The sequence below is a fragment of the Rhodococcus sp. 06-221-2 genome (assembly GCF_002258365.1).
In the GTDB taxonomy this organism is placed as follows: domain Bacteria; phylum Actinomycetota; class Actinomycetes; order Mycobacteriales; family Mycobacteriaceae; genus Rhodococcoides; species Rhodococcoides fascians.
Window position 1 is genome coordinate 381,457 of record NZ_NOYJ01000004.1, and the last position, 18,554, is coordinate 400,010.

Consider the following 18,554-nt stretch of genomic DNA (forward strand, 5'->3'; position numbering starts at 1 on the left):
TCGACTGGTGACTTCGCAGCCTGATACCGCTCCAGCCGCCTCCGCCATGCGCCGCGTTCTGCGTCGCGCCCGCGACGGGGTGTCGCTGAACGTCGACGAGGCAACCGTCTTGCTGCACGCTCGCGGTGACGACCTCGTGGATCTGATGACGTCGGCGTCCCGGGTACGGGATGCCGGGTTGGAGTCGGCGGGCCGTCCGAAGACCGTGTCGTATTCGCGCAAGGTGTTCGTGCCCATCACGCGGTTGTGCCGCGACAAGTGCCACTACTGCACGTTCGTCACGGTGCCGGGCAAGCTCAATGCGGCCGGGCACGGGATGTTCATGGATCCCGACGAGATCATCGACGTCGCCCGCAAGGGGGCCGAGTTGGGCTGCAAGGAGGCGCTGTTCACGCTCGGCGACAGGCCGGAGGAGCGGTGGCCCGAGGCCAAGGCGTGGCTGGACTCACGCGGCTACGACTCGACTCTGGACTACGTGCGCGCGATGTCGATCCGGGTGCTCGAGGAGACCGGCCTGCTGCCGCATCTCAATCCCGGAGTGATGTCATGGCAGGAACTCTCGCGCCTCAAGCCGGTGGCCCCCTCGATGGGCATGATGCTCGAGACCACCTCGCGTCGGCTGTTCGAGGAGAAGGGGCAGGCGCATTACGGCAGTCCCGACAAAGATCCCGAGGTTCGGCTGCGCACACTGACCGACGCGGGCCGGCTCAACATTCCCTTCACGACGGGCATCCTCGTCGGTATCGGTGAGACGTTGCGGGACAGGGCCGAGTCCATCATGGCAATTCGTAAGGTGCACAAGTCTTTCGGTCATGTGCAAGAGATCATCGTGCAGAACTTCCTGGCCAAGTCCGATACCGCGATGCGGTCGGTGCCCGACGCCGGTCTCGAAGAATTCCTGGCGACCATCGCGGTGACGCGCATGGTGGTCGGTCCGTCGATGCGAATTCAGGCCCCGCCGAACCTCGTCGCAGCGGAGGAGACCGCCGCGTTGCTCGGCGCAGGCGTCGACGATTGGGGCGGTGTCTCGCCGCTGACTCCCGACCACGTCAATCCCGAGCGGCCCTGGCCGAACCTCGACACTCTCGCCGAGTTGTCGGCGGCCGCCGGTTACACGCTCGTGGAACGTACTGCCGCGCAGCCGCAGTACGTGTTGGCCGGTGCACCGTGGATCGACCCGCGAATCTCGGCACACGTGCGGGCAGTGGCCGACCCGGAGACCGGGATGGCACGCGAGGGCGTCAACCCGACCGGTCTGCCGTGGCAGGAGCCGGACGAGGAATGGGAGTCCTCGGGACGCGTGGATCTGAACACCGAGATCGACACCCAGGGCCGCAACACCGAGACGCGCTCGGATCTGGCGAATGCGTTCGGCGACTGGGATTCCATTCGTGAGCAGGTGCGCGATCTGGCCGGTCTCGAACGAGTCGACCGCGACCTGGTGTCGGCATTGACAGCAGCGGAGAAGGACCCGGCCGGTCTGTCGGACGAGCAGTACCTCGCACTGGCGACGGCCGAAGGCCCCGGCATGGACGCCGTTGCCGCGCTCGCCGACGATCTGCGTAAGCAGGTCAACGGGGACACCGTCACCTACGTGGTGAACCGGAACATCAACTTCACCAACATCTGCTACACCGGATGCCGTTTCTGTGCGTTCGCGCAGCGCAAGGGTGACGCCGACGCGTTCACGCTGTCCACCGCCGAAGTCGCCGACCGTGCGTGGGAAGCGCACGTCGTCGGGGCCACCGAGGTGTGCATGCAGGGCGGCATCGACCCCGAACTGCCGGTGACGGGATACGCCGATCTGGTCCGTGCGGTCAAGGCGAAAGTGCCGTCGATGCACGTGCACGCGTTCTCGCCGATGGAGATCGTCAACGGGGCCTCCCGCGGCGGCCAGTCGATCCGCGAGTGGCTCACCGAGCTGCGGGCCGCCGGCCTGGACTCGATTCCGGGTACCGCCGCAGAGATTCTCGACGACGAGGTGCGGTGGGTGCTCACCAAGGGCAAGCTGCCCGCAGCCGAGTGGATCGAAGTGATCACCACCGCGCACGAGGTGGGCCTGCGATCGAGCTCGACGATGATGTACGGCCACGTCGACAATCCGTCGCACTGGGTCGGGCATCTGAACGTGCTCAAGAAGATCCAGGATAAGACGGGCGGGTTCACCGAGTTCGTGCCGCTGCCGTTCGTGCACCAGTCGTCGCCGCTGTATCTGGCGGGTGCCTCGCGGCCCGGCCCGACCAATCGGGACAACCGCGCGGTGCATGCTCTGGCCAGGATCATGCTGCACGGCCGTATCGACAACATTCAGACCTCATGGGTGAAATTGGGAATCACGGGTACACAGGCGATGCTGAACGGAGGCGCGAACGATCTGGGCGGGACCCTGATGGAAGAGACGATCTCGCGCATGGCGGGTTCGCAGAACGGTTCGGAGAAGACCGTCGCGGAACTGCACGAGATCGCCGACGGCATCGGACGACCGGTTCGTCAGCGCACCACCACGTACGGCCCGGCACCGGCGGTGTCGGTCGCCGGCCTGATCTGACCTACAGGTCTTTACCCGAAACGGAGTTTGCCCGACATGGACGACCGTCGAGTCGCCGCGGTACTGAGCAGTGCCGTCGCCATCATTCATCCCGTGCTCGACATCCTGGCCACGCGTGACCCGATCGGACTGAAAGGACGGACGTTCCGCGAGTCCTCCGTGGACGATTCGACTCTCGACAACGTCATCGACTTCCTGGCCAAGGCGTTCGACACCACCGACTTCCCGGGCACCGCCGGCTGGGAAAAGCTCGACAGTGATGCTCGTTCGCAGTGGTGGGTCAATCGCATCGGAGCTCTCAACACTGTCGCCGTCGCCTTCCCCGGCGTCTTCGGCATCCTGGTCAACCGTCTGCCGATTCAGGATCTGCTCGGGTTCGCCAACCAGGCGATGGTGCTCGTCGCCGTGGCTCGCGAATCCGGAGTGACCGACCGCGAGACGCATGTGGCGCTGCTCGGGTCGGTGCTGTGCAAGCGTGACCTGACGTCCTTGGCTGACAGCGCTCCTGCGAAGAAGGAAGAATCGCCGAAATCCGGCCCGTTCGCACTGCTGCGCGGAATGTGGCAGATCGCCAACGTGCTGCGCGACGTGGCAGGCGAGCTGGAGAAGCGCCCGCATCCACGCGGGTTCTACCGGGTACTCGGAGCCATCCCACTCGTCGGTGGCGTCGCCGGATATCTCGGTGAGCGGGGCGCGCTGTCGCGCGCTGCCAAGCAGGGACGCAAGTGGCTCACCGCCCACAAGACGGCGTCGGCTTCGGTGACCCCGCCCGCGAAGCAGCTCCGGCGATAGCAGGCCGGAGCAGGTGAGGTCACCCTGGTCGGATTGTCACAGGTTCGGACCGCGATACTAGGATGCTGAGGGCGCGAGAGCGCCCACGATCTATACAAGGAGGGGAGAGCAGCAGTGACCTACTCGATTGCAGAACCGTGCGTAGATGTACTGGACAAAGCGTGCATCGAAGAGTGCCCGGTGGATTGCATCTACGAGGGTAACCGAATGCTGTACATCCACCCCGACGAATGCGTCGACTGCGGAGCCTGCGAACCCGTGTGCCCCGTCGAGGCCATCTTCTACGAAGACGACGTGCCCGAGCAGTGGAGTGCATACGTCAGCGCCAACGTCGATTTCTTCGACGATCTCGGATCTCCGGGTGGCGCAGCGAAACTCGGCAAGACCGACTACGACCCGCCGTTCATCAAGGCTCTGCCTCCCATGGGCGAGAACTGACGCCTTGGCACGCAGAGCGGTGGCAGCGACGCTGCCCGACTTTCCGTGGGACTCGCTGACCGCTGCCAAGGAGAAGGCGTCGGCGCACCCGGACGGCATCGTGAATCTGTCGGTCGGCACGCCCGTCGACCCGGTCGCCGAGGTGATTCGGGTCGCGTTGAACTCGGTGGCCGACGAGCCCGGTTACCCGACGACCGTCGGTACCGCCGCGCTGCGGGAGGCTGCGGTGGCGTCGCTCGAACGTCGCTACTCGATCACCGGTATCTCGACCGACGCAGTGCTTCCGGCCATCGGTACCAAGGAAATGATCGCCTGGTTGCCGAGTCTGCTGGGTCTGGGTGCCGATGATCTTGTCGTCATCCCCGAATTGGCGTATCCCACATACGAAGTGGGTGCGCTGTTCGCCGGTGCACGAATTCTTCGTGCAGACGGACTGAATCGTCTCGGCCCCGAACGCGCCTCGCTGATCTTCGTCAACTCGCCGTCGAACCCGACCGGCAAGGTGCTCGGAGTCGAGCACCTGCGCAAGGTCGTCGAGTGGGCCCGCGAGCGCGACGCCATCGTCGTCTCCGACGAGTGCTACCTGGGGCTGACCTGGGAAGCCGACGCCGTCTCGGTGCTCGACCCGCGCGTCTGCGACGGCGATCACACCAATCTGCTTGCTGTGCACTCACTTTCGAAGACCTCGAATCTGGCCAGCTACCGCGCCGGTTTCGTCACCGGCGACGCTTCCCTGATCGCCGAATTGCTCGAGGTTCGCAAGCACGCAGGGATGATGGTGCCGCTCCCCATTCAGGCCGCCATGACGGCGGCTCTGGCCGACGACGAGCACGAGAACATTCAACGAGAGCGATACCGCGCTCGCCGAACGGTACTGAAGGGGGCCGTCGAGGCAGCCGGCTTCCGCGTCGACCACTCGGAGGCCGGGCTCTACCTGTGGGCCACCCGCGACGAGCCGTGCCGCGACACCGTCGACTGGCTCGCCGAACGCGGCATCCTCGCCGCACCGGGAGAGTTCTACGGACCGAACGGTGGCAAACACGTCCGCATCGCACTGACCGCGACGGACGAACGCATCGAGGCCGCGGCGGCTCGCCTGCGCGGTTAGCCGAGCTTCCTGGTGCGCTGAGTGCTGGTGCGCTGAGTGTCCACAATTCGGCTTGATCGACGGGATCCCGCTTCTCGATGCGAATTGTGGACACTCACCTCAGTTGGCTTCGGCCCCGCTGACGTGTGTGAGCTCGAGGTGCGCTGAGTGTCCACTATTCCCCTCCGCTGACGGGATCCCGCTTCTCGATACGAATAGTGGACACCGAGCTCAGTTGGCCCCCGCTCGGATCGGGTGTTCTCATGTACTCATGACCCTCAGCCTGCTGCTCAGCTTCGCCGGTGTGTGCTTTCTGCTGGCGATTCTGCCCGGGCCGGATTCGTTTCTGGTGCTCCGCTACAGCATCGGCGGCCTCAAGCCAGGCGTCGCTGCGGCGATGGGTGTCGCGATCGGCGGACTGTTCTGGGCCGTGCTGGTGGCCGTCGGGTTGGCGGCGATCGTCGAGCAATCCGCGACGGCATACCGCGTCGTCAAAGTTCTCGGTGGGTTGTACCTGCTGTATCTGGGCGTGAAGGCTTTCCGGGCGCGACGTAAGAACAAGGTGGACGGCGAGCCGCTCCTGCCTGTCGCTGCGTCCGCGTGGTCGGCGTTCGGTGCCGGAGTTCTCTCGTGCGCGCTCAACCCGAAGGTCGGACTGTTCTACCTCGCGGTGGTACCGCAGTTCCTCACCGTCGTCACGTTCACCGGTGCCATGACGCTCGGTCTGGTCGAGGTGGTTGTCGCTGCCGTGGTGATGGGAGTGTTCTCCGTTCTCGCCTCACGCGCTGTGACGCTGCTGCGTAAACCGGCCGTGACCGACTGGCTGGACCGCATCAGCGCTGGATTCCTCGTCGCCCTCGGAATCGGAACGGTGGCGTCCTCGGCCTAGTTGCGGTGGACCGTCAGTCGAGACCCGGCTCGCCGACGTCCCATCCGCCGCGCCTGATGCGCAGGATGTAGACCAATTCGTTGCTGCCGAAGGCTTCGACGGTGGTGAACCGCTTCGGTTCGGCGTTGACCTCGGGGTTGCGCGCGTGCGCCTCCTCGTAGAGCTGAGTCGCTCGGAGGTCGGCCAACTCCACTCGCGTCCAGAAATCGTCGGACTGCACCGAGTAGACCAGTCGCGGCGCTCCGTCACTGACGTGCGCGAGGTCGATGTCCTCGTCGTCGGAGTCCTCGTCCTCGAGGTCCAGGTCGAGGTCGTCCTCGGAATCGACGTCCTGTTCGGCGTCGGTTCCGATCAGATAGACACCCGCCTGCAGGTCACCGGCGGCGACCGTCATGTACTCGGCGTAGTCGCCGGTGTCGATTCCGTCCACGTCCATGTCTGTACGGTAGCCATGTGCTGCTTCGTTCACTGAACCCACTCGCCGTTGCGCGGGGAGACGATATTCCCGACGCCGTCACCATCGACGGCATCTCGCTCTCTCGTGCCGACATCCTGGGAGCGGCGACTTCCGTAGCCGAGCGCATCGGCCGGGCAGATCGGCTCGCCATCCACGCGACGCCATCGGTGAAAACGGTGCTCGCCGTCGTCGGTGCGTTGATTGCCGGCGTCACCGTTGTTCCCGTCCCACCGGATGCAGGCTCGGCCGAACGTGAGCACATCCTCCGCGATTCGGGTGCGCAGGCGTGGCTCGGCGAAGCGCCGCCGGACACCGCGGGGCTGACGGTTCTGCCGGTGCGTCAGCACGCACGGTCGTGGCACAGCTACCCCGAGCCGCAGCCGTCGTCGATCGCGTTCGTGCTCTACACCTCCGGCACCACCGGCTCACCGAAAGGTGTGTTGATTTCTCGCAGCGCCATCGCGGCCGGGCTCGACGCGTTGGCGCAGGCCTGGAGCTGGACGTGGAAAGACACTCTGGTGCACGGTCTTCCGCTGTTTCACGTGCACGGACTGATTCTCGGGTTGCTCGGCCCACTGCGAGTCGGCAGCCCGCTGATCCACACCGGCAAACCGACTCCCGAGCTCTATGCGGCAGCGCGGGGTTCTCTGTATTTCGGGGTGCCGACCGTATGGTCGCGCGTCGCCGCGGATGAGACGTCCGCCCGCGCCCTGGCCCACGCCCGACTATTGGTGTCCGGCAGTGCGCCGCTCCCGGTTCCGGTGTTCGAGAAGCTGCGTGAGTTCACCGGTCAGGCTCCCATCGAGCGGTACGGCATGAGCGAAACCCTCATCACCATCAGCACCCGCGCCGACGGTGAACGTCGACCAGGATCGGTGGGACTGCCCGTCGCAGGCGTCGAAACCCGACTGCTGGGCGAGCAGGGCGACATCCTGCCGCACGACGGCGAATCCATCGGTGCCTTGCAGATCCGCTGCCCTATGTTGTTCGACGGCTACCTGAACAACCCCGAGGCGACGGCGAAGACCTACACCGAGGACGGGTGGTTCGACACCGGGGACGTCGCGCTCATCGAGCCAGACGGGTTCCACCGCATCGTCGGGCGAGCCTCGACCGACCTGATCAAGTCCGGCGGCTATCGCGTCGGCGCGGGGGAGATCGAGACGGTGTTGCTGGGCCACCCGAGCGTGGACGAAGTAGCTGTCGTCGGCCTGCCCGACGACGATCTGGGTCAACGCATCGTGGCGTTCGTCGTCGGTACCGAGGTCGAGGACCGAGTGCTCATCGACCTGGTGGCCACCGAATTGTCGATCCACAAGCGCCCCCGGGAGATTCGCGTCGTCGACTCGCTGCCGCGCAATGCCATGGGCAAGGTGCAGAAGAAGCTCCTCGGCTGACTCCGCGTTGTGAGCGCGGGTCGGGTGCAACGCGCTAGCTTCGAGTCATGAACCTCGACGGCGCACGCATTCTCGTATTCGGTGCCAGTGGCGGGCTCGGCGGTCCGATCGTCGAGCAACTCGCCCAGGCCGGCGCGCGGCTTACCATCAGCGGACGCAGCCTCGAGTCCGCGGAGCATCACACGGTGAATGCCGATCTGACGCTGCCGGATTCGGCTCGATCGGTAGTCGCGGAGGCCGTCGAACACCACGGCGGTCTCGACGGGATCGTGATCGCGGCGGGTGTGGTGGCCTTCGGTTCGGTCGCCGAGGTGGACGACGACACCGTCGACGAGCTGCTGTTGCTCAACTACCTGGCACCGCTGCGCATCATGCGTGAAGCGCTGACCACTCTGGATCAGGGTGGATTCGTACTGAACATCAGTGCGGTGGTCGCAGACAAGCCGATGCCCAACATGGGTGCTTACTCGGCGAGCAAGGCCGCGGCGAGTGCTCTGGTGAACAGTGTTCGCACAGAAGCGCGGAAGTCGAAGATCCGTATCGTCGACGTACGGCCTCCGCACACCGAGACGGGGCTGGCAACGCGGCCGATCGCAGGGCAGGCACCGAAACTGCCGCAGGGCCTGACGCCGGAGGCAGTGGCAGCACGGATCGTCGCCGCGATCACCGACGACGAAACCGACGTCGGCGCAGACCAGTTCTCTTAGGCTATTGTCGGCACCGTGACCGAGACACATGTGACCGACGCGGGCAGAAGGCTCGTGCGTCGTCGCACCATCGATCTGTGCCTGGTCTGCACTTCTTCCTGTTCGTAACTGTCGATCGAACCCAGCCCCGACGAGCTCCGCACGCTCCTCGGGTCGTTCCGGCAACCTTTTTCGACGAACAGGATCACTCATGACCACATCTGTCTCCCATCTCGGTGGCGTCATCGCTGCCACCGACGACGCAGTACGCGCGGACGCGAAGAACGCTCACGCTGTATTCCGTGCCTCCGTCACCGCGCACGATGCCGTCGCCAGCACCGTCACACTCGGCAAGTTCAGCGTCGAGGTCGACGAGCCGCCGGCCCTCGGCGGAGAGAACACGGCCGCCAATCCCGTGGAGTACTACCTCGCGTCGCTGCTGTCCTGCCAGGTGGTCACGTACCGCGTCTGGGCCGAGAAGCTCGGTATCGTCGTCGACGACATCAAGGCGAAGGCCGAGGGCGACCTCGACGTACGTGGCTTCTTCGGTTTCGACGACGACGTGCGGCCGGGATTCGGTGAGGTGCGCGTCGTCGTGACGGTCACCGGGCCCGAGACCCGTGAGCGGTACGAGGAATTGCAGCAGGCCGTGGACGATCACTGCCCGGTACTGGATCTCACGCGTAACCCCACGCCGATCCACACCGTCCTCGAAACGGCCTGACGTCATGAGCGAGCGAACATTCGGCCTGCGTACCAGAGCAATTCACGCCGGCGCGCGGCCCGACTCGGCAACCGGTTCGCGTGCGGTGCCGATCTATCAAACGGCGAGCTACGTGTTCGAGGATTCTGCTGACGCAGGGGATCTGTTCGCTCTGCAGAAGTACGGCAACGTCTACAGCCGCATCGGTAACCCGACGGTCGCCGCCTTCGAGGAGCGCATCGCGAGCCTCGAAGGCGGCATCGGGGCGGTCGCGTTCGCCAGCGGGCTCGCGGCCGAGTTCGCGGTGTTCGCCGCGCTGGCCGGCACCGGTGATCACATCGTCGCGGCAGCCGGACTCTACGGCGGAACCGTGACGCAACTCGACGTCACACTGCGGCGCTTCGGCGTCGAGACCACCTTCGTTCCCGGCACGGACCCGGCCGATTATGCGGCGGCGGTAACAGATTCGACCAAGTTGATTTACGCGGAGGTCATCGGTAACCCCTCCGGTGAGATCGCCGATCTCGAGGGTCTCGCCGCGGTCGCGCACGATCATGGGATCCCGCTGGTGGTCGACGCGACGATGGCGACACCGTGGTTGAGCCGGCCGATCGAGTTCGGAGCCGACATCGTCATTCACTCGGCAACGAAGTTTCTCGGCGGTCACGGCTCCACGCTCGGCGGCGTCGTGGTGGAGTCCGGTCGATTCGATTGGGGCCGAGGCAAGTTCCCGCAGATGACCGAGCCGGTGGCCTCGTACGGGGGCCTGTCGTGGTGGGGCAACTTCGGGGAGTACGGATTTCTCACCAAATTGCGCAGTGAGCAACTGCGCGACATCGGTGCAGCACTGGCTCCGCACTCTGCCTTCACGCTGATCCAGGGCGTCGAGACGTTGCCGCAGCGCATGGACGCGCACGTGGCCAATGCGCGCGTCGTCGCCGAGTGGCTCGAGTCGGACCCACGCATCGAGTACGTGAGATGGGCTGGATTGCAGAGTCATTCGCACCACGACCGCGCCGCGAAATATCTGCCCTCGGGTCCGGGCGCGGTGTTCGCATTCGGCATCGAAGGTGGTCGCGACGCCGGCCGAACGTTTGTCGAGAGCGTCCAGGTGGCCAGTCACGTCGCGAACATCGGCGACGTACGCACCCTGGTCATCCACCCGGCCAGCACCACCCACCGACAGCTCAGCGATGATCAACTGGCCGGCGCGGGGGTGGGGCCCGAACTCATTCGGATCAGTGTCGGCCTCGAAGACGGCGAGGACCTGCTGTGGGATCTCGATCAGGCCTTGACGCTGGCAACCGGGAAGGCGCGGTCATGAGCGAACGAACCTGGCAGGGACCCTCCGCTCAGGACCGTCAGCGGATCCTGCGTGAGACGAAAACCGTCGCGATCGTCGGTGCGTCCAAGAACCCGTCGCGAGCAAGCTATTTCGTCAATCGGTATCTGTCCTCGACAAGCAACTACGAAATATTTCTCGTCAATCCGACGGTCTCGGACATCGAAGGAACGACCGTCTATCCGACTCTCGCGGATCTACCGAAAAGTCCGGACCTGGTCGACGTCTTTCGCAAGTACGACGATCTCCCGGATGTGTTGAGCGAAACCATTGCTGCGCAGGCGAAGACGATCTGGTTGCAGCTCGGGTTGTGGCACGAGCAGGTTGCCCACGACGCCGAGGCGGCGGGACTGAACGTCGTCATGGACCGGTGCCTCAAGATCGAACACGCCCGCTTCCACGGCGGGCTGCACTTGGCCGGATTCGACACGGGAGTGATCGATTCGCGTCGACCGCGGGGTTAGGGGTCAGGCCTTCAGTAGGCGACCGCTGATTATCGCGGCCAACGATCGTGGCGCGAGACGCACACTGCCGGCGCTGATCTTGTTGGAAAGACCGGACACGACGCTGGCAGGGGTACGGCGAGAGTCCAAGGCGCGCATGGCCGTCGAGACCACCTGCTCGGAGGTCTGGAAGTTGCCCACTGCGGCATCCTCGGATCCGACGACGTCGAAGAACTCGGTGCGCGTCGGGCCGGGGGAGAGAGCGAGGATCTTCAGCGGTGACGTGCGGTACTCGTAGGCGAGCGCCTCGGTGAAGTTCAGTACGAAGGCCTTCGTCGCCCCGTAGACCGCCATGTTCGGAGTGGGCTGGTACGCAGCGGTACTCGCGATGTTGATCAACGCGCCGGTCAGATTCGGCAGAAACGCATGTGTCAGATCCACCAGCGCGCTGACGTTCAATGCGATTTCCGACGCCACCCGCGCCGGATCCTCGTCGCGAAAGCGCCCGTGGGTCCCGAATCCTGCATTGTTGATCAGCGTCGTGGGTGTTATCCCTTTGTCGGCCAGGTTCTTTCGTAGTGACTCGCCGATGCCCGGTACGCCCAGGTCCATGGCGACGGCGGTCGCGGTGATGCCATGGTCTGCTTCGATGCGGCGGGCAAGTGTCTCGAGTCGGTCCGCCCGGCGTGCCACGAGGACGACGTTCTCGCCGCGTGCGGCAAAGCGATGTGCGAATTCCTCGCCGAGGCCGGAGCTCGCCCCGGTGATGAGTGCTGTGGATGTCATGCGCGCAAATGTAGGCACTGTCATCATTGTTGTCAACGCCAACATCGCCTAGGGTGAGTCCATGGCAACGGAGCGCTACCACCACGGTGATCTGCGCGCGGTGCTCCTGGAGGAGGCCGAGCAGAGCATCGCCCGCGACGGCGTAGATGCGCTGTCGCTGCGGCAGTTGGCCCGAGACGTGGGTGTCAGTCACGCAGCCCCTGCGCGCCACTTCCGCGACAAGCAAGCACTGCTGGATGCGTTGGCGCTGCACGGCTTTCAGGAAATGAATCGGCGAATGGTCGACGCGGCCACCGGTCCGGGAGAGCTGCTGGCCAAGTTTCGTGGTGTCGCCCGCGCCTACCTGGGTTTTGCCGTCGAACACCCGCAGCTCTTGGACGTCATGTACAGCACCAAGCATCACCCCGAGGCCAGCGAACAACTCAAAGACGTTGCGCACGAAAGCATGGCGGCGACGGAATCCTTGTTGCGCGCTGCGATGGACGCGGGAGTCATCACCGAAGCATCGCCTGCCGTCCTCGCCCGCGTCGCGTTCGCGAGCGTCCACGGACTCGCCGTGCTCGCCGCCGGCGACCTCCTCGACGGCATCCCTGCCGATGACCTGCTCGACGCCACGGTCGACACCCTGCTCCGCGGATTCACCTGACCGGGTCGTTCCGCAGGCTCCACTCCCGCCCGTCCGGGTCATTCCGCGGGCTCCACTCCTGTGTCGCTAAGTTGTCGGTATGACCGAATACGACCTGCAACGCTTCGTCGACGCCCAGGATCCCGTCTGGAACGTCGTGGTCAAGGAGTTGAAGGCAGGCCGGAAACAGACTCACTGGATGTGGTTCGTGTTTCCGCAGTTGGCCGGCCTGGGCCGCAGTGCCACCGCTCAGCACTTCGGCATCGCAGACCTGACCGAGGCCGAGCTGTACCTGTCCCACGAAGTTCTCGGGCCACGCCTGAAGAAAGCCGCGCAGCTCACTCTTGCGGTCGAGGGCAGCACGGTCGACGAGATCTTCGGTTACCCGGACAATCTGAAGCTGCACTCGTCCATGACGCTTTTCGCCGAAGCTACCAAGGGGCAGTCCGTTTTCGTCGAAGTGTTGCAGAAGTATTTCTCCGGCGAATTCGATGGCGCAACACTCGACTTGCTCGACGAGCGATACCGCTAGCATCGCATCCATGACCACTCCACTCGCCGGATCCATTGCCTTCGTCCATGCCACCTGGCACCTGGACATCGTCGATCGTGCGCGGGTGGGTTTCTCCGCCGAACTCGAGCAGTTGGGCCATGCCGACACCGCGGTCGACGTCTTCGAGGTGCCCGGAGCATTCGAGATCCCGCTGCACGCGCAGCGTCTCGCCAGAACCGGAAAGTATGCGGCGATCGTCGCTGCAGCGCTCGTCGTGGACGGCGGAATCTACCGACACGACTTCGTCGAAACGGCGGTGATCGACGGGCTGATGCGGGTGCAGCTCGACACCGACGTCCCCGTGTTCTCGGTGGTCCTGACTCCACATCACTTCCACGAACACGCCGATCACAACGCCTTCTTCACCGCGCACCTCGAAACCAAGGGCGCTGAGGCCGCGCGCGCCGTGGTCAAGACACTGGCTTCGCTCGGAACCATCGGCTGACGCTGCCGCAGGCAGACCGGTGGTCGACGTGCGATCCGTGCTCGCGGAGCTCGAACGGCGTGAACCCATTTTCCACCGCCGTGAGTACGGCATCACGCGTGAAGATTTCGATCGTCTGACCGATGTCGATTTCTGGGAGGTCGGTGCGTCCGGTACCCGATACGACCGTGACGAGGTGTGGGCCGTTCTCGGGAAGCGCTATCGACAGGACCCGTCAGGAGACCACGACGTCGACTGGGAAACCAGCGATTTCGAGGTCCGTGAGGTTGCCCCGGACACGTACTTGCTGACGTACACCTTGCTGCAGGTCGACAGACTTACGCGGCGAGCGACGCTCTGGCAGCGACGCGCGGGGGAGTGGACAATCCTGTATCACCAAGGGACCGTTGTGCTCTAGGCATTTCTCTTACCATGGGCCACCGACAGGTTGCGATTCACGAATCCTTATGCACAGCAATAGTTTTCGATTGCACCATCATTGTTTATCGAACACCCGTTCGATACACTTATCTCCATGACCACGGAGATCTGGCAACTGAGCGAAAGCGAACTCCTCGCCGACGCTGCTGATGTCTCCCACAAGATCCAGTTGTTGGAGGCCCGGCGGATCGCCCTCGTCGCCGACATCGACACCCGCGTGAGCCGGGAGAAGCTCGGCTTCCCCGGACCCGCAGGATGGCTCACCTCCACCACCCTCCTCACCCCCAGCAAAGCGAACAAGATCGTTGCCCTCGCCCGCGGACTGAAGAACTTCCCCGACATCGCCGACGCTGTGAACACCGGCGTCATGTCCGTCGACCACGCCGCCCTGATCCTCACCTTCGCTGAAACACCACCGAAGAACCTCCCGCAAGAGGGTCGCGATATCGCCCGCACCGCGATGATCACCGCCGCCACCGGGCCTGGGGCACGCACCGACAAGATCCGTGAAGCGATCACCAAACTCGAAGACACCTACGGCAGCGACAAGCCGCCCCCTGAGGACACCGACCGCAACGAACTGTTCGCATCGAAGATGCTCAACCAACGCCTGTGCCTCAAGGCCGACTTCGATGCCGTCACCGCAGAAAAGCTCTTCACCGCACTCTCACCGCTGACCGAACCTCGGCCCGCAGCCGACGGCACCCCCGACGAACGCAGTCCTGCGAGGCGACGCGCCGACGCCTTCGGACACATCCTCGACCACTACCTCGCCTCGAAGGATCGCCCCACCGAAGGCGGAGAGAGACCCCACATCAACCTCCACATCCGGTTGCAGGACCTCCACAGCCTGAGCGGTCAGAACACCGACGACATCACCGATGACGAAACCACCCGCGCTGCAACAGAATTCGACTCAGACCTGGTCGACCCGGTCGACATCGACACCACAGCAGAAACCAACAACGAGGCCGGTTCAGTGACTGCGGATCGTGGCGCATATCGGGACCTGTTCGGCGACGGCACCACCGTCGGCTGGCTGCCGTGGATGGGCCCGCTCTCCCGCAACACCTCTCGCCAAGTCGCCTGCGATTGCCTTCTCACCGCCATCGTCATGGACGAGAACGGCAACCCACTCAACCTCGCCCGCACCGCCCGCACCGTCACCGCGAAACAGAAACGCGCATTGACTGCCCGCGATCACGGCTGCGCATTCCCCGGCTGCGGCAAACCCGCAGCCTGGACCGAAGGCCACCACATCTGGCACTGGACCGACGGCGGCCCCACCGACATGAACAACCTCGTCCTCCTCTGCGGATTCCACCACCGACTCATCCACCACTCCGATTGGGAAGTGTTCATCGGCACCGATCAGCACCCCTGGTTCGTACCGCCGGCATCCGTCGACCCCTACCGACAACCGAGACAATCCCACGCCCGAGCAGGCCCCCACATCGCATAGGCCCCTCGAACGCACACCAGCCCCGCACCGAGAACACGGTGCGGGGCCGGAAGAGATTGTCCGTCTGATCGATTGGAGTCGATCAGGCTCTCAGTCGTTGGCGTGCAGCGCAGCGTTCAGCTCGACGCCGGTGCCCTTCCACGGCACAACCTCGACCGCACCCGAGAGCGAGTTACGACGGAACAGGAGGTTGGACTTGCCGCTCAGCGTCGCCGCCTTCACCACGGTTCCATCTGGTCCACTGACCTTCGTTCCGGCGGTGATGTACAGCCCCGCCTCGACGACGCAGTCGTCACCGAGTGAAATGCCGAGTCCGGAGTTGGCACCGAGCAGGCAGCTCTTGCCGACGGAGATGACGTTCTTGCCGCCACCGGACAGCGTGCCCATGATCGACGCACCGCCGCCCACGTCGGAACCGTCACCCACCACGACGCCCGCGGAGATGCGTCCCTCGACCATCGAGTTACCGAGCGTGCCTGCATTGAAGTTGACGAAGCCCTCGTGCATGACCGTCGTTCCACTGGCCAGATGAGCACCGAGGCGCACACGGTCGGCGTCGGCGATGCGGACGCCGGTGGGAACGACGTAATCGACCAGGCGCGGGAACTTGTCCACGCCGTAGACGGTTACCTGGCCGCGGGCACGTAGCTTCGCACGCACAGTCTCGAAGCCCTCGACCGCTGCGGGTCCGAAGTTGGTCCAGACGACGTTGGCGAGCAGTCCGAACAGTCCGTCGAGATTCTGACCGTGCGGCTCGACCAGGCGATGCGACAGCAGATGCAGTCGTAGGTACGCGTCGTGGGCGTCGATCGGAGCATCGTCCAGAGATGCGATGTTGGTGCGCACTGCGACGACCTCGACGCCGCGCGCCTCGTCCGCACCGACCAGCGCGGCCAGCTCCGCGGGGATGTCGGATCCTTCGAGCCGAGTCGTGCCGGCCTCGAGATCGGACCCGAGCTCCGGGCTCGGAAACCAGGTGTCGAGAACTACGCCCGATGTCGTGATGTTGGCAATACCTACTGCTGTTGCTCCCTGTGCACTCACGGCTCGAAGAATACGCGGTGGTGCGTCGTGCGTGGTTCGGTGACTGGGCGCCGCAGGTTCCCAGGTGATTTCCGGGCACACCGACCGGCGGTAGTCGCCGGTTCGGTCACGACGGCGGTTCGTTATCCGTTCGGCTGACGAGCGTGACCACATCGGGATTCGCGGAGACCGGCCCGGGGCCCGTGGGCTGACAGAGTGACGACAATGACCACCCGCAGGAGTTCGCTCGGAAGAGGAGCAGTGTCGATGATGGCCGACGGGATGTCGTTCACCGGGTTGGTGGCAACCTTCGCTTCGACCATCATTCTCGGAGTCGCTTTCGGCTTGGTTGTCGCCGAGGCGTGGTAGAAATGCCCATCGGCTGACAGGGGGTCGCCGTAGGCGGGGGATTCCATGAGATCGAGCAGGTCAATAGCTATGCGTTCGATAAACTCGGTGGTCGCTGCATCACTCCTCGCGGTGACCGGCGTGGTAGCCGGTTCCGGTACCGCAGCCGCCGCACCCAACTGCGCCGGCGTCGGCGGGAAGTCGGCAGAGGTCGCGAAAATTCCTGGGGCTGCGCTGGAGGGCCTTGCCGTCGATGGGTCGGGCCGCGCGTATGTCACCGATATCGTCTCGGGCCGGGTGTACCGCATCGACGCACCTGGACAGCCCGCGTATCCCATTGCGAAGGTTCCCAGCGGCGGCGGCGGAGCTCTGGCGTGGATGCCCGACGGGACGCTCCTGGTCGGCTACGGTGCCGATCCCCGTGTATTCGTCGGAGACGTCGTCAAGGCCGCCGGCATCGTTCGACTCGACATCGACACCCTTGCCGCCACTCCCTTTGCGAAGGGACTCAGTGCTGCCAATGGACTCGCCGTTGCTGCGGACGGAACCGTCTACGCCACCAACGACTTCGGTTCGCTCATCGGCCGAATCAGCCCCGACGGTTCTGTCGACCCGAGCTGGGCGCGCTTGCTGAGCGCCAACGGCGCGGTGCTCGATGCCGCTGGGAAATATCTCTACGTCTCTCGGACTTTCGTGAACGCGGGCGTCAGTCGAATTCCGATTGCAAATCCGTCGGCACCGGAAGACCTGCTCGATCTGAAGGGGCTCGACTCGTTGGCTGCCCCGGACGGTCTCACTCTCGACGCCGCCGGCCGTCCGGTGGTACCGCTCAATGCAGGCGGTTCCGTCGTCCGCATCGATGCTCCGGGGGTCACCTGCGTGATCGGTACCGGCACTCGGTTGACCAGTGTCGTCTCCTACGGTCGCTCCGAGCAGGGGTTTTCGAGCGGAAGATTGTTCGGCGCAGGCTTCGACGGCGTGGTCCGCGAGATTCCGGGGCCCAAAGCCTAGGGTTGTCGCCGTGACGCTCGATTTGCATGCCGACCCGATAGACCTCACCGCAGCGCTGGTGGACATCCCCAGTGTCAGTGAGGACGAGGCGCGTATCGCCGACGAGGTGGAGCAGGCACTTCGCGAGCAGACCACGGGCTTCGAGATAATTCGGAGCGGCAACGCCGTCCTGGCCAGAACCAACCGCGGGCTGGGTTCACGGGTGATGCTCGCCGGTCATCTCGACACCGTGCCGATAGCCGACAACGTCCCGTCGAGGCGCGAGCACGAGAGCGCCGAGGGGGACATCCTGCACGGCTGCGGGACCGTCGACATGAAGTCGGGCAATGCGGTGTTTCTTCACCTCGCCGCAACGATCGACAACCCGGCACACGACCTGACTCTGGTGTTCTACGACTGCGAGGAGATTGCTGCCTCACGCAACGGTCTCGGTCGCATCGAACGTGAGCTACCCGAATGGCTGAACGCCGACGTCGCGATTCTGGGCGAACCGTCCGGCGGGTTCATCGAAGCCGGTTGCCAAGGCACACTGCGTGTTCGGCTGACGGCGTCGGGAACCCGAGCGCACAGTGCCCGATCCTGGCTGGGCGACAACGCCATTCACAAGTTCGGTGCGGTGCTCAATCGGCTGGCGGCCTACCACGCTCGCAGCGTCGATATCGATGGATGTGTATATCGCGAAGGGCTGCAAGCAGTTCGGATCGCCGGCGGGGTGGCGGGCAATGTGGTCCCCGATGCCGCCGAGCTCGACGTCAATTTCCGTTTCGCACCGGACCGCAGTGTCGACGAGGCCGTCGAGCATGTTCGTGAGGTGGTCGACGGACTCGATCTCGGGTTCGAGGTGACCGACTCGTCACCGGGTGCGCTGCCCGGTCTGAACCAGCCTGCTGCCGCTGCGCTCATCGAGGCAGCGGGAGGGCAGTTCCGGGCCAAGTACGGCTGGACCGACGTCTCCCGGTTCTCGGCCCTCGGCATACCCGCGGTCAACTACGGACCGGGCGATCCCAACCTCGCCCACAAGCGCGACGAGCGCGTCCCGGTCGAACAGATCACCCACGTCACACAGGTTCTACGGAGCTACCTCTCCGCCGGATAGCCT

21 protein-coding genes are annotated in these 18,554 nt (G+C 64.8%); 18 read left to right on the plus strand and 3 right to left on the minus strand.

All coding sequences use genetic code 11. From position 1 onward, the window contains the following. Positions 1 to 7 precede the first annotated feature (7 nt). From CH281_RS02920 to CH281_RS02940, 5 genes are all read left to right on the plus strand, one after another. Positions 8 to 2,548 (plus strand): bifunctional FO biosynthesis protein CofGH, encoded by a 2,541-nt coding sequence (locus CH281_RS02920; protein WP_256983324.1) that lies wholly within the window; start codon positions 8 to 10, stop codon positions 2,546 to 2,548. Between the two features lie 36 nt (positions 2,549 to 2,584). Further along, the gene (locus tag CH281_RS02925) at positions 2,585 to 3,340 is read left to right on the plus strand and encodes a hypothetical protein (RefSeq protein ID WP_094692813.1); all 756 of its coding nucleotides are present in this window, start codon (positions 2,585 to 2,587) and stop codon (positions 3,338 to 3,340) included. A 114-nt stretch (positions 3,341 to 3,454) separates the two neighbouring features. Then, entirely contained in the window at positions 3,455 to 3,778 is a 324-nt protein-coding gene (fdxA, locus tag CH281_RS02930) for a ferredoxin (RefSeq protein WP_027498080.1), read from the plus strand. Between the two features lie 4 nt (positions 3,779 to 3,782). After that, entirely contained in the window at positions 3,783 to 4,886 is a 1,104-nt protein-coding gene (dapC, locus tag CH281_RS02935) for a succinyldiaminopimelate transaminase (RefSeq protein WP_094692815.1), read from the plus strand. Positions 4,887 to 5,136: 250 nt separating this feature from the next. Further along, positions 5,137 to 5,754: a LysE family translocator gene (locus CH281_RS02940; RefSeq protein WP_032390332.1), complete on the plus strand. Its 618-nt coding sequence runs from the start codon at positions 5,137 to 5,139 to the stop codon at positions 5,752 to 5,754. A 13-nt stretch (positions 5,755 to 5,767) separates the two neighbouring features. On the opposite strand, the gene CH281_RS02945 is transcribed toward CH281_RS02940, so the two are convergent. Continuing rightward, a complete protein-coding gene (locus CH281_RS02945) occupies positions 5,768 to 6,190 on the minus strand; it encodes a hypothetical protein (protein WP_032375457.1) in 423 nt (140 codons plus the stop codon). Between the two features lie 17 nt (positions 6,191 to 6,207). Between CH281_RS02945 and CH281_RS02950 the strand changes: the two genes are divergently transcribed. The 5 genes from CH281_RS02950 (at position 6,208) to CH281_RS02975 (ending at position 10,803) form a co-directional block, all read left to right on the plus strand. Beyond that, entirely contained in the window at positions 6,208 to 7,608 is a 1,401-nt protein-coding gene (locus tag CH281_RS02950; protein WP_179274087.1) for an acyl-CoA synthetase, read from the plus strand. A gap of 47 nt (positions 7,609 to 7,655) precedes the next feature. Continuing rightward, positions 7,656 to 8,315, plus strand: coding sequence for an SDR family NAD(P)-dependent oxidoreductase (locus CH281_RS02955; protein WP_094692817.1), 660 nt, complete (start codon positions 7,656 to 7,658; stop codon positions 8,313 to 8,315). A gap of 190 nt (positions 8,316 to 8,505) precedes the next feature. Next, the gene (locus tag CH281_RS02965) at positions 8,506 to 9,018 is read left to right on the plus strand and encodes an OsmC family protein (protein WP_032365366.1); all 513 of its coding nucleotides are present in this window, start codon (positions 8,506 to 8,508) and stop codon (positions 9,016 to 9,018) included. Between the two features lie 4 nt (positions 9,019 to 9,022). Further along, positions 9,023 to 10,321 carry an O-acetylhomoserine aminocarboxypropyltransferase/cysteine synthase family protein gene (locus tag CH281_RS02970; RefSeq protein ID WP_027498073.1) on the plus strand — a complete coding sequence of 433 codons (1,299 nt, stop codon included), beginning with the start codon at positions 9,023 to 9,025 and terminating at the stop codon, positions 10,319 to 10,321. Continuing rightward, complete coding sequence (locus tag CH281_RS02975) at positions 10,318 to 10,803, plus strand: CoA-binding protein (protein ID WP_027498072.1); 486 nt, start codon at positions 10,318 to 10,320, stop codon at positions 10,801 to 10,803. Before CH281_RS02970 ends, CH281_RS02975 begins: the two co-directional genes overlap by 4 nt. A gap of 3 nt (positions 10,804 to 10,806) precedes the next feature. Here the strand turns inward: CH281_RS02975 and CH281_RS02980 are convergent, their stop codons facing one another. Beyond that, positions 10,807 to 11,568 (minus strand): SDR family NAD(P)-dependent oxidoreductase, encoded by a 762-nt coding sequence (locus tag CH281_RS02980; protein ID WP_256983326.1) that lies wholly within the window; start codon positions 11,566 to 11,568, stop codon positions 10,807 to 10,809. A gap of 61 nt (positions 11,569 to 11,629) precedes the next feature. Here CH281_RS02980 and CH281_RS02985 point away from each other — a divergent pair, with 61 nt between their 5' ends. The 5 genes from CH281_RS02985 (at position 11,630) to CH281_RS03005 (ending at position 15,073) form a co-directional block, all read left to right on the plus strand. Then, complete coding sequence (locus tag CH281_RS02985) at positions 11,630 to 12,214, plus strand: TetR/AcrR family transcriptional regulator (protein WP_032365369.1); 585 nt, start codon at positions 11,630 to 11,632, stop codon at positions 12,212 to 12,214. Between the two features lie 79 nt (positions 12,215 to 12,293). Further along, positions 12,294 to 12,725 (plus strand): DUF1810 domain-containing protein, encoded by a 432-nt coding sequence (locus CH281_RS02990; RefSeq protein ID WP_032369640.1) that lies wholly within the window; start codon positions 12,294 to 12,296, stop codon positions 12,723 to 12,725. A gap of 10 nt (positions 12,726 to 12,735) precedes the next feature. Continuing rightward, positions 12,736 to 13,191, plus strand: a complete 456-nt coding sequence (locus CH281_RS02995; RefSeq protein WP_032383855.1) for a 6,7-dimethyl-8-ribityllumazine synthase — start codon at positions 12,736 to 12,738, stop codon at positions 13,189 to 13,191. 28 nt (positions 13,192 to 13,219) lie between these two features. Further along, a complete protein-coding gene (locus tag CH281_RS03000; RefSeq protein WP_237606342.1) occupies positions 13,220 to 13,588 on the plus strand; it encodes a nuclear transport factor 2 family protein in 369 nt (122 codons plus the stop codon). Positions 13,589 to 13,705: 117 nt separating this feature from the next. After that, positions 13,706 to 15,073 carry an HNH endonuclease signature motif containing protein gene (locus tag CH281_RS03005; RefSeq protein ID WP_094692821.1) on the plus strand — a complete coding sequence of 456 codons (1,368 nt, stop codon included), beginning with the start codon at positions 13,706 to 13,708 and terminating at the stop codon, positions 15,071 to 15,073. Between the two features lie 90 nt (positions 15,074 to 15,163). Here CH281_RS03005 and dapD read toward each other — a convergent pair whose 3' ends face one another. Then, the gene (gene dapD, locus CH281_RS03010) at positions 15,164 to 16,117 is read right to left on the minus strand and encodes a 2,3,4,5-tetrahydropyridine-2,6-dicarboxylate N-succinyltransferase (protein ID WP_032383853.1); all 954 of its coding nucleotides are present in this window, start codon (positions 16,115 to 16,117) and stop codon (positions 15,164 to 15,166) included. A gap of 204 nt (positions 16,118 to 16,321) precedes the next feature. Between dapD and CH281_RS26735 the strand changes: the two genes are divergently transcribed. From CH281_RS26735 to dapE, 3 genes are all read left to right on the plus strand, one after another. Further along, complete coding sequence (locus CH281_RS26735) at positions 16,322 to 16,465, plus strand: hypothetical protein (protein ID WP_179274088.1); 144 nt, start codon at positions 16,322 to 16,324, stop codon at positions 16,463 to 16,465. 69 nt (positions 16,466 to 16,534) lie between these two features. Continuing rightward, positions 16,535 to 17,455: an SMP-30/gluconolactonase/LRE family protein gene (locus CH281_RS03020; RefSeq protein ID WP_256983327.1), complete on the plus strand. Its 921-nt coding sequence runs from the start codon at positions 16,535 to 16,537 to the stop codon at positions 17,453 to 17,455. A gap of 10 nt (positions 17,456 to 17,465) precedes the next feature. Continuing rightward, complete coding sequence (gene dapE, locus CH281_RS03025) at positions 17,466 to 18,551, plus strand: succinyl-diaminopimelate desuccinylase (RefSeq protein ID WP_094692827.1); 1,086 nt, start codon at positions 17,466 to 17,468, stop codon at positions 18,549 to 18,551. The last annotated feature ends 3 nt before the right edge of the window (positions 18,552 to 18,554 follow it).

Bases quoted from the DNA above. Each gene is read 5' to 3' on its own strand.
- CH281_RS02985 (WP_032365369.1), top strand. From the start codon at position 11,630: ATGGCAACGGAGCGCTACCACCACGGTGATCTGCGCGCGGTGCTCCTG.
- CH281_RS02995 (WP_032383855.1), top strand. From the start codon at position 12,736: ATGACCACTCCACTCGCCGGATCCATTGCCTTCGTCCATGCCACCTGG.
- CH281_RS02980 (WP_256983326.1), bottom strand. From the start codon at position 11,568: ATGACATCCACAGCACTCATCACCGGGGCGAGCTCCGGCCTCGGCGAG.
- CH281_RS02955 (WP_094692817.1), top strand. From the start codon at position 7,656: ATGAACCTCGACGGCGCACGCATTCTCGTATTCGGTGCCAGTGGCGGG.
- CH281_RS02990 (WP_032369640.1), top strand. From the start codon at position 12,294: ATGACCGAATACGACCTGCAACGCTTCGTCGACGCCCAGGATCCCGTC.
- CH281_RS02940 (WP_032390332.1), top strand. From the start codon at position 5,137: ATGACCCTCAGCCTGCTGCTCAGCTTCGCCGGTGTGTGCTTTCTGCTG.
- CH281_RS03020 (WP_256983327.1), top strand. From the start codon at position 16,535: ATGCGTTCGATAAACTCGGTGGTCGCTGCATCACTCCTCGCGGTGACC.
- CH281_RS02975 (WP_027498072.1), top strand. From the start codon at position 10,318: ATGAGCGAACGAACCTGGCAGGGACCCTCCGCTCAGGACCGTCAGCGG.
- CH281_RS02945 (WP_032375457.1), bottom strand. From the start codon at position 6,190: ATGGACGTGGACGGAATCGACACCGGCGACTACGCCGAGTACATGACG.
- CH281_RS26735 (WP_179274088.1), top strand. From the start codon at position 16,322: ATGACCACCCGCAGGAGTTCGCTCGGAAGAGGAGCAGTGTCGATGATG.
- CH281_RS02965 (WP_032365366.1), top strand. From the start codon at position 8,506: ATGACCACATCTGTCTCCCATCTCGGTGGCGTCATCGCTGCCACCGAC.
- CH281_RS02925 (WP_094692813.1), top strand. From the start codon at position 2,585: ATGGACGACCGTCGAGTCGCCGCGGTACTGAGCAGTGCCGTCGCCATC.
- CH281_RS02970 (WP_027498073.1), top strand. From the start codon at position 9,023: ATGAGCGAGCGAACATTCGGCCTGCGTACCAGAGCAATTCACGCCGGC.
- CH281_RS03005 (WP_094692821.1), top strand. From the start codon at position 13,706: ATGACCACGGAGATCTGGCAACTGAGCGAAAGCGAACTCCTCGCCGAC.